Below are 10,480 nucleotides of genomic sequence, written 5' to 3'. Positions count from 1 at the left end.
ATACTGCAACGGAAGCATCGACACGCCGATGGGAGCGCTGCGGGCGGCGAACGGTCATCCCGAGCCGTATAACGTACGGTATTGGGAAATCGGTAACGAAGTATGGGGCGACTGGCAGGTGGGAACCTGCTCCGCCGATGAATTCGCCGAGCGCTGCAAGGCGTTCGCGCTAGCGATGAAGGCGGTCGACTCGTCCATCGTCATCTTGGGCTGCGGGCATACCGACCCGGAATGGAACAAGCCGGTGCTCGATATTGCGGGCGAACAGATCGACTACTTGACGATGCATCTATACCACGGCTTCGGACGCTTCGGGATGAACCGCGATACACCGGCAGAGGAACGATATAAAGCCATCGCTACGTTCCCGGAATGGACCCGTGAAGATATCCGGCAGGCGGAGGAACTCATACGCGCGAATTCGAAGCACAGCCATGTGAAGCTCGCCGTCACCGAGTACAACACCATGTATTTTCCGAACACGGTCCGCAAAGGGCTGCCGGATGAGCATACGCTGGGGGCAGCTGTCGCCAACGCCGCCAACTTGAACGAAATGCTCCGCAGGAGCGATATGGTGCACATTGGCAGCTTCTCCGATCTGGTGAACGGTTGGCTTGGCGGCTGCATCCGTGTTGGCGATTACTATGCCGATCAATACCGCGGCAAGAAGCCCGGCTGGAGCGGCCAGCCGCTTACAGTGTACGGAACGCCGACCTATGAAGTGTTAAAGCTGTACGCCAACCGGGACATCCGGCGGATCCTGCCGGTGGATGCGGAGTGCGGCACCTTTGCCGTGGAGTCGCCTAAGCAGACGCGCATCGGGCTTGATGCGGTGCCTGACTTGGACGTGACCGCAGGTATTAACGAGGACGGCAGCGTCATCACTTTGTTGATCGTGAACCGCAGTCTGCATGAAGTAAAGGCAAAGCTTGACTTGCTTTCATTCGAACCTTTCGGTGACACTATTTTACATGAGATCACAGGCGACTCTTTCGAAGACATTAACTCCGTTTTCGAACCGGACCGCATCAAATGCGTGCCCCGTGTCGTTCCGGTTTCCGCCTGGCAGGACGGTTATCCTTTACGAAAAACATCGGTGTATGCAATTGAAATCAAGAAAGAACAAAGGTCAGGAGTGGCAAAATGACAACCAGAGGCTATATCAAGGATCATCCAAGGCCGCAGTTCGTCAGAGGCGACTGGATGAGCCTGAACGGAGTGTGGGATTTCCGATTCGACGACCATAACGCGGGAGAACAGGAACGCTGGCAGGAGACGTTCGTTGAAACGCATAAGATCAACGTTCCTTTTACGTATGAAACCCGGCTGAGCGGAATCGGGATCGAAGAGTACCACCCTTACGTCTGGTACAACAAAAAGGTACATATCCCGAAAGAAGCCGGGGAAAAACGGGTCATCCTGCATTTTCAAGCCGTCGATCACGTTGCCAAAGTGTGGATCAACGGCCAGATGGCCGGCAGCCACCAGGGCGGGTATGCCGCCTTTTCCTTTGATATCACGCCATACTTGGTCTTTGGCGCCGATAACCAAATAACGGTGAAAGCAGAAGACAGCGACAGCTGCACCCAACCGCGCGGCAAACAGCGCTGGACGAAGGACAACTTCGAATGCTTTTATGTCCAGACGACGGGCATTTGGCAGACGGTATGGCTGGAATATGTAGAAGAGCAGCGGCTGGAAACAGTCAAAATCACACCGGATGTCGACCGGTCGATCGTCCGTTTCGATTACCAAGTGGAGGGGGTGGAAGCTACAGGTGATTTGAGGCTGGAGGCGATCGTTACATTGAAGGGGAGGACCGTGAAGCGGGTGAGCTTAGTGATTGACCGCCCCTGCCTGACGGTGGAAGTGGATCTGATTCATGAGGCGAACGGGCCGTGGAAAAAAAGCCTTTGGTCGCCGCAGCACCCGAATCTGTACGATGTTGAGTTTGTCCTGACTTTGGACGGCCAAGTGGTGGACCGCGTCTTTTCCTATTTTGGAATGAGAAAAATCTCGATCGAAAATGGCCGGGTGCTGCTGAATAACGTGCCGATCTACCAAAGGCTGATCCTGGATCAGGGGTACTGGACGGACAGCCATTTGACACCGCCGAGCGAGGAAGCCCTGATCGAAGACATCGATAGCATGTTAGCGATGGGCTATAACGGTGTTCGCAAGCATATGAAAATCGAAGATGCCCGCTTCCTCTATTGGTGCGACGTAAAAGGTCTGCTGGTATGGTCTGAAATGGCTGCGACCTTTGAATTCCAAGATCAGGCGGTCGAGGCGTTTACGAAGGAATGGCTGGAGATCGTCCGGCAGCAGTACAATCATCCGAGCATTATCACGTGGGTTCCCTTTAATGAATCGTGGGGGATTTCATCGATCCTTCGAGATCCAAGACAGCAGAAATTTACCGAGGGCATTTATCATTTGACCAAAGCGATTGATCCGTACCGGCCGGTTATTACCAACGATGGCTGGGAGCACACCGTATCTGATATTTTGACGCTGCATGATTATGTCGAAAATGGAGACGGGTTCATGAAACGGTACTCGAACCTGGAGGCGGTCTTAACATGCGAAACGACCTGTAACCAATGGAAATTCGCTTTTGCCGAAGGGTATAAATACCGGGGTCAGCCTATTATGATCACTGAGTTCGGCGGCATTGCGTTCCGGTCGGACAAAGGCTGGGGTTACGGACGTCAAGTCTCTACTGAAGAGGAGTTTCTGAGCCGGTTCGAGGGATTGACCATGGCAATCAAGAGTGTTGATTCCATCGTTGGCTACTGCTATACGCAGCTGACTGATGTACAGCAGGAGATTAACGGGATTCTGAACGAAGACCGTACGCCAAAATTTCCGCTCGAGAAAATTAAACAGATCAATATGGCATAACCGAACGCCGATACACCAAGAGCCAAAAGAATCATATTTCTTTTGGCTCTTCCCTTGATCAGATCCATTTACGAAAAACGTAATCTATCGTACAAATTAGGGAGGTAATATCATAGTGAAATCCTTGCGATGGCTAATCATGGTAGCGGTTACATTTTCCCTGATCACCACGGTGCCCACCGAAACCTCTGCTTATCAAAACCCGAGAACACTTCCCGACGAATGGGGGCAGTATGGACTCGGAGACCCTTACGTTTTGAAATTTAACGGATATTACTATTTGTATGTGAGTACGCGAGATACGGATGACGGCGTTAAAGTATGGAGCTCCAAGGACTTGGTGAACTGGTCCTACCGGGGGTTGGCCGCAACGGACCCGATTACGCATGGAGCTTATGCGCCTGAGGTCGTCTATTGGAACGGCATGTTCTATATGTATACATCGCCGGCAGGCCAAGGACATTACGTCCTCAGCAGCACGAGTCCTACCGGTCCGTTCAACGTCGTTACCGGCAATCTCGGCAAAACGATCGACGGACACGTCTTTATCGACGACGACGGATCGTTCAGCTTCTATCATGCAGGGCAGGGACGCATCGATGCAGCGCCGATGAGCAGCCCGACCTCGATCGGGGCGAGCTCGTCTACAGGCGTCGGCATGGGAGGCTGGACCGAAGGGGCGACCGTGTTCAAGCGGAACGGCAAATACTATATGACTTATACCGGGAATCACGTGTTCAGCAAAGGATACCGGGTAGATTATGCGGTGAGTACGACAGGTCCGCGGTCCGGTTACGTTGCCGACAGCCTGAATCCGGCGTTAATCAGCACGGAAGGCCCGACCGTGGGACTTGGTCACAACACGGTGGTGGTCGGCCCTAACCTTGACACCCATTACATCGTGTATCACAACTTGGAGGGGCCCGGCGTAGTCGGTCCGCTCCGTCATCTGAATATGGACCGCATCGTTTGGAACAACGACAAAATGATCGTTCAGGGACCGACAACAACGCCGCAGCAGGATCCGGCGATGCCCACATTCTACGATTACTTCGACCGGACATCGATCGGCAGAGGGTGGACCAATGTCAACGGCGGCCATTGGGGCATCTACAATCAAGAGCTGATGTGGCAGGACTCGATCGGGGATACGACCTGGTACAAACAGATATCGTCGGCATCCAGTTCCTCCGATTATACGGCTGAATTCAATACGAAAGAAATGAAGCGGGGCACTTCCGCTAGCCCAAGATACGGTGCCACCTTCTCGTACACGGACGAGAACAATTATGGCGTAGCGCTGCTAAGCTCGAAAAATAACCGCCTTGCGACGTCCTTCCGGATCAACGGTGTGGATCAAGCGTGGCAAACGTTCGACCTGCCTGCAGGTTTTGATTACACGAAATGGCACAGCATTCGTATCGAGAAGTCCGGCACGACGTTTAAGTATTATGTGGACGGCATGCTGAAAGGAACGCGTACGGCCAATTTGGGCGGAGGTAAAATCGGTGTCCTGACGGAAGATACGCATGCGGATTTCGGCTATGTCGCTGTCAGTAACGATGTCAACGGAAGCAGCGCATGGGATGCTTACAAACCGGTCCCAGGGACGATCGAAGCGGTGCATTACATGAAGGGAGGCGAGGGTGTCGCCTATCATGACACGACCGCGAATAATATTGGCGGCGCGTATCGCACGGACGCGGGCGATATTCGTCTCAATAGCGAGGGGCTGTTTAACCTAGGCTGGAATCAAACGGGAGAATGGTATAAATACAAAGTCAACGTGGAATCAAGCGGTTATTACGATATCGACTTCCGAATGGCCACGACGATGAACGGTGTGCAAATCCGCCTGTGGGACGGATCGACGGACGTAACGGGAGTCATCGACGTGCCGAACACAGGGGACTGGGATAACTGGCAGACCGTAACGAAGAAGGGAGTCTATTTGAATGCCGGGCAGCGGGAGCTTCGAGTCGAATTCGTTAAAGGTGAGGCCGATTTCTCGCGGATGACGTTCCATAAGAGCGCTCAAGTCACAGCGCTTAGCGATGACTTTAACGATGGTAATGACAACGGGTGGACGCGATTTGAAGGGACATGGGCCGTAGAGAACGGCGAGTACAGCGCTGGAAGCTCTGGACCTGCCAAGTCAACGATCGGGGACGCGAATTGGGCGGATTACACGGTCGAAGCCGACGTCAAAATTATCGACGCTGGAGGCGACGGTGGACTGCTCTTCAGGGTGTCCAATCCTTCCCATGGCACGGAGCGGGGGCAAAACAACTATGACGCCTTCCAGGGGTACTATGCCTATTTGACGACAAGCGGGGTTAACCTCGGCAAGATGAGTTACAGCTGGACATTCATCCAAAGTGCGCCGCAGACTTATGCGACAAACACCTGGTATCATATGAAAGTAGTGACGAAAGGGACAAATATGAAAGTGTACGTGGATGATATGAACCAACCGAAGATCGATTATACGGACAACAGTCTGAACCCGTTCACGCATGGCAAAGCAGGCGTCAGAACGGCCAATAAGCATACGCATTTCGATAACTTTAAAGTTTCGCCTTAAGCCGTAACAGGAAGGTATCCCGATCTCTGCGTACTCTCCGTAACAGCAACAGCCTGCCGATTTCTGGATCGGCAGGCTGTCCTTATAATAGCATTATTTCGATTTATAAAAATTCTCCGCTTTTTGGATCATATGTTTTTCTTCGTCCGGCACATCCGTATCGTAAAAAACGGCTCCGACCGGACAAGCTACCTCACAAGCACCGCACTCAATACAAATATCCGCCTCGATAAAAAATTGGTCCGGGCCTTCCTCGATGCAGTCTACCGGACAAACGTCCACGCATTCTGCCGCTTTTTCATCAATACAGCCCGAGGTAATCACATATGGCATTTGGTCTCACCCTTTCGATGAAATGTTTACCGGCGGATTACGCGTACCGGTAAAGAGATCAGCGTCTGTCCGGCGGCGGATGGGGTCAGGTTATCTTCCAGCTTAAACCCTGGAACGGGCTCGATCCGCTCAAATTGGTCCATGAACAGCCCCAAGCCGATGTTGGCTTCAAGCCGGGCCAGCGGTGCGCCCAGACAGAAATGCGGACCGTTGCCGAAGGTCAGATGCCGTTTATTGTTGGAACGGTGGATGTTCAGCGTAAACGGGTCTTCAAAAACTTCTTTGTCCATGTTCGCAGCACTCATCCAAGCTACGACGACGTCTCCTTTTTTAAGCTCCACGCCGAGCACGTTATTATCCTGCTTCACCGTACGGTCCATCTTCGCCATGTGGAACCGATAGCGGAGCATTTCTTCCACCGTATTCGGAAGAAGCTCGCGGTTCGCCTGGACCTCACCATAAATCTGGTCGTTATCATATAGGAAGGAATAGAACGTGCTGGACAGCAGATGGCTTGTCGTCTCAATGCCGGCCCCGAGAATGAACATGGTCATCCGGACAATCTCATCATCGGTCAGCCGTTCGCCATCGACCTCGGCCTGAATCAGGTCGGAAATAATATCATCAGTAAGCTTGCTTCTTTTGGCGATGACATGCGGATAGAGATAGTTATAGTAATTCGTGGCCGCCTGCCGCTTCAGCTCCTGAACGTCTTCGACATTGTCGGCCGGAAGAGGGAGGAACAGATGATCGACCCATTCCTTAAACAAAAAGCGGTCTTCAGACGGAACACCAAGCAGGTCGGCGATCACGATGGTGGGCAGCGCGCTTGAGAAGCTTTTGACGATATCGATAACCGGCTCGTCGCCCATGTCCTTGATCAACTGGCTGACCACCTCATGGATGCGCGGTTCCCACAGCTTCAAGCTTCTTGGCGTGAACGCCGCCGACAGCAGGCTGCGGCTTTTGCGGTGTTCCGGAGGATCCGAACTGAGATCGACCCGTCCCGAATTATGCTGGCCGGCTTCATTATCGGCGCCGACGCTGATCGTCGTTCGTGCCCTCACGCTGGAGAAGTACTCGTAATCGCTAAGTACTCTTTTTACATCTTCATACCGGAAGACATTCCAGGAATTCGTTTCCTCATTATAGCTGATCGGATCATGTTCCAAGTGGTGCCTGTACCATTCAAAGGGGCTGAATTCTTCCACGGCGGATCGAAATTGGGTGATTTTAGCTAAGGAGATAATTTCCTTCTGCATAATACTCCCTCCCGGTTTGAATTATTTGGATTATGATTAAATTAACATATGATAATTTAACATATAATCGTCAGAGGAACCACGACCGAATGACCCATGCCTAAAGGTCCGCTTTCCGGTTATAACGGTTGGATCAAGACCATGGGCGAACCCTTAGGCCTTACTCACGACGCCTTTTTTGATCGCAGCTTCGGGTGCATGCTCAATACTCCGGGACGTGCGCTTGATAAAGAACGAGAGCAGCAGCCCAACGATGCCAATACCGATAATGACAACATAGGCGTCGTTAATTCCTTGGATGGTCGCTTCAAGCACCATTTGCTTCTGATTCGCCGCTGCGCCGCCGGACGCCATCATGTCCGTCAGATGCGTTTTCGTCCGGTCGGACATGACCGTTACCAACAGGGACGTACCGACCGCACCGGCTACTTGACGCACGGTGTTGGATATGGCTGTTCCATGCGCGTTTAATCGGGAAGGCAGCTGGTTGAGACCTGCGGTCTGGATTGGCATCATCAGCAGTGCCATACCGATCCGGCGTCCCGTCGACATGAGCAGCAGATACGCATAGGTAGTATGATCCGTCAAGTTGATGAATCCGGCGGTTGTTGCGATCGTAATGATTAATCCGGCAACGGCAAGCCATTTGGCGCCGAATCGGTCAAACAGGCGGCCGGTGACGGGCATCAGCAGTCCCATCACAAGCGCACCCGGGAGCATCAGCAATCCGGATTCCAGGGCGGAATAGCCGCGTGCATTTTGCAGGTATAACGGAAGCAGCATCATATCCGCATACATGACCATCGTAACCATGATGTTGATCACCGTGGTCAGGGAGAACATGTTGTACTTGAAAGCCCTTAGATCCAGCAGGGGTTTCTTGGAAACCAGCTGTCTCCATACAAACAGCCCGAGGGCAATCACGCCGACGGTAATGGACACCAGCACCTCGGCGCTGGACCATCCTTGGCTCCCTGCCTGGCTACAACCGTAGAGCAGCGTGCCGAATGCGACTGTGGAAAGAACGACGCTGACGATGTCCATCTTGGAGCGGACGGTCTCCGACACGTTTTTCAAATAAATAAAGCCGCAGATAATGACAATAACGGCAAGCGGGATCATGCCATAGAACATCGCTTGCCATTTGAAATTTTCCAGGATGTAGCCGGCAAGCGTCGGGCCGATCGCTGGAGCGAATATGATGGCGAGTCCCATCATGCCCACTGGCTGCGCCCCTCTTTTCCGGAGGGAACAATACCAAAATCACGTTGGTTAACAGCGGCATGATGATACCGGCGCCTGCAGCTTGAATCATGCGTCCCGTGAGCAGAACCGGGAAGTTGACCGCGAGGGCGGACACAATGGTTCCGACGAGAAAGATCATCATCGAAGCTTGGAATAGCTGGCGGGTGGAGAACCTCTGCATAAAATAAGCCGTAATCGGAATCAGGATTCCGTTGACCAGCATGTAGCCAGTGGTCAGCCATTGAGCCGTGGTGGCCGAAATGTTGAAATCAATCATCAATTCCGGGGTGGCCACGCTCATGACCGTCTGATTCAGTGTTGCGAGAAAGGCGCCCAGTATCATAATGATCAGAATCGGGCCCTTCTTGACGGAACTGCTGGTTGTGTCCATAGGATGACTCAATCTACTCCTTCCTTTCTTTTCTCTCTAGACTTAATTTACAATGTGTTGGATAATTAACATTGTATAAATGAGATTATAGACAGAACCGTTGGAGCTTACAAACAACGCTTTCACAAAAAAAGTAAATTAGTTATCGTTTCATCGTTTTAATGTTGATTAGTGATGAGAATTACTGCACATTGCTAATAAATTGTCTATTACGCAGGCCAGGAGAAAGGAAGGAAAAAAATGCCCGACGTTTCCAAACAGCCGACCGACCCCAGAGTGCTTCGTACAAGGCAGCTCATCAAGGATGCTTTTATCGATCTGCTGCAGGAGATGGATATCGAGAAAATGTCCATCAGCAGGATTGCCGAACGTGCCACCATTAACCGCGTCACGTTTTATTTGCATTACCGCGATATTCCCGACATGCTGGAAAAAATGGCCGATGATATGATCGAAGATTTTAAGCAGGCCGTGGGCATTGAGCCGGAAAAACCGGCAACCGAGGAAGAGGATTGGTCCATGATGCTGCGGCTTTTGGAGCATATTGCGGAGCATCACAAGTTCTACAAGGTGATCTTGGGATCGCGGAAGGCGCCCATATTCAGTGAAAGGCTGTTAAATATGCTGACCGAGTTAATTTCGGCAAGAATCGAAGAGATGGGGACCGAGTCTTTTTGTTACAAAGCAGGCATACCCAAGGACATCGCCATCTGGCATGGATCGGCAGCCCTCATTGGTACGATCGTGGCCTGGCTGCGCAATGACATGCCGTACACACCGGCCTTTCTCGCCAAGCAGTTTTATTTGTTGACGCGCAGCCGGATTGAAACGAAGGGAGAGTGAATGGCTGGATGCAGGAATTATCTTTAACAGAGCGGCTGTTGATTATATCGGAAACGATCCGGATGACCGAAAAGGCATTTGCGCACTGGGAGAGTGCAACCATCACACCTGATGAATTGGGGGAAGCCGCAAAAGAGTTTTTCGACAAAGCCGCAGCGGCCGAGAACCGGGCTGATTTTCAAAAGGTGATGTGGGCGTATTTTGGACAGCTTCGTAACGCTCATTCGAATTATATCGACAGGGCGGCGCCGTTCCCGCATGGCGGGGCATTTCCATTATCACTGTTGGAGTCGGATGGTTCTTGGCTTGTAAAGGAAGACGACACCGGGCTTACCCGCCCCGGGGATATGGTGGTATCCATTGCCGGCAAATCGATGAACGAGTGGCTGAACGAGTTGGGCCAATGGACCGGGATTACGGATAGGCGCATGATGGCTGGCCTTCTATCTGTGTATTTTTCGCATTATTACATGAAGGAGCAGGCAGATATCGAATTGTTGAATGAGCAGGGCAATACTCGAACGGTTACGTTATCTCGTCAGCCTATAGATTATAACAGTCACAACAATGGATACATCAGGAAAATGGCTGCAGCAAGACAAAACGGCATATATACATATTCCAAGCTTTAACCATTCGAGGTTTGAAGAGAAGGCTCTCGAGCTGATCGGGGAATATCAACACGCTGCATCGATCATCATCGATGTGAGAGGAAACGGCGGCGGGAACACGCCGGGAAGGTTAACGCATCAACTTATGAACCGGCCGTATCGATGGTGGAAAGAGATGGCGCGCCATCCTGAGTTTTTATACCGGCGGCACCCGAATGCCGAAATCTCCTATACAACGGATTATCGGTTTTCCGTATTTGATCCGGACTATACGCAAGCTTCGGCCGAAACCTCCTACCAAGGTAAT

Annotated in this window: 8 protein-coding genes and 1 pseudogene; 6 read left to right on the top strand and 3 right to left on the bottom strand. The window is 51.9% G+C overall.

The window, feature by feature from the left end:
- The 3 genes from CPT76_RS11285 to CPT76_RS11275 form a co-directional block, all read left to right on the top strand.
- Positions 1 to 1,147 (top strand): alpha-L-arabinofuranosidase C-terminal domain-containing protein (locus CPT76_RS11285; protein ID WP_374954640.1); only part of this gene is annotated, 1,147 nt, incomplete at its 5' end.
- Positions 1,144 to 2,904, top strand: coding sequence for a glycoside hydrolase family 2 protein (locus CPT76_RS11280; protein WP_105442989.1), 1,761 nt, complete (start codon positions 1,144 to 1,146; stop codon positions 2,902 to 2,904). The genes CPT76_RS11285 and CPT76_RS11280, both read left to right, overlap by 4 nt.
- Positions 2,905 to 3,019: 115 nt before the next feature.
- Positions 3,020 to 5,488, top strand: coding sequence for a family 43 glycosylhydrolase (locus tag CPT76_RS11275; protein WP_258168308.1), 2,469 nt, complete (start codon positions 3,020 to 3,022; stop codon positions 5,486 to 5,488).
- Between the two features lie 93 nt (positions 5,489 to 5,581).
- Here the strand turns inward: CPT76_RS11275 and CPT76_RS11270 are convergent, their stop codons facing one another.
- The 3 genes and pseudogenes from CPT76_RS11270 to CPT76_RS11260 all read right to left on the bottom strand — a co-directional run bounded on the left by CPT76_RS11270 (position 5,582) and on the right by CPT76_RS11260 (position 8,719).
- Positions 5,582 to 5,821, bottom strand: coding sequence for a DUF362 domain-containing protein (locus tag CPT76_RS11270; RefSeq protein WP_105442987.1), 240 nt, complete (start codon positions 5,819 to 5,821; stop codon positions 5,582 to 5,584).
- 26 nt (positions 5,822 to 5,847) lie between these two features.
- On the bottom strand, positions 5,848 to 7,083 hold the full coding sequence (locus CPT76_RS11265; protein WP_105442986.1) for a cytochrome P450: 1,236 nt from the start codon (positions 7,081 to 7,083) through the stop codon (positions 5,848 to 5,850).
- Between the two features lie 153 nt (positions 7,084 to 7,236).
- A pseudogene (locus CPT76_RS11260) lies at positions 7,237 to 8,719 on the bottom strand (DHA2 family efflux MFS transporter permease subunit).
- 240 nt (positions 8,720 to 8,959) lie between these two features.
- Between CPT76_RS11260 and CPT76_RS11255 the strand changes: the two are divergent.
- The 3 genes from CPT76_RS11255 to CPT76_RS42045 all read left to right on the top strand — a co-directional run.
- Positions 8,960 to 9,562 carry a TetR/AcrR family transcriptional regulator gene (locus CPT76_RS11255; RefSeq protein WP_105442985.1) on the top strand — a complete coding sequence of 201 codons (603 nt, stop codon included), beginning with the start codon at positions 8,960 to 8,962 and terminating at the stop codon, positions 9,560 to 9,562.
- A gap of 8 nt (positions 9,563 to 9,570) precedes the next feature.
- Positions 9,571 to 10,194 carry a hypothetical protein gene (locus tag CPT76_RS11250; RefSeq protein ID WP_105442984.1) on the top strand — a complete coding sequence of 208 codons (624 nt, stop codon included), beginning with the start codon at positions 9,571 to 9,573 and terminating at the stop codon, positions 10,192 to 10,194.
- On the top strand, positions 10,130 to 10,480 hold a 351-nt coding region (locus CPT76_RS42045), incomplete at its 3' end, for a S41 family peptidase (protein WP_219845408.1). The genes CPT76_RS11250 and CPT76_RS42045, both read left to right, overlap by 65 nt.

Origin of the sequence: Paenibacillus sp. AR247 (assembly GCF_002968895.1) — a bacterium.
GTDB lineage: Bacteria > Bacillota > Bacilli > Paenibacillales > Paenibacillaceae > Paenibacillus_AQ > Paenibacillus_AQ favisporus.
Note: the sequence above shows the minus strand (reverse complement) of the source record. Positions and strands in the feature narration are given on the sequence as shown.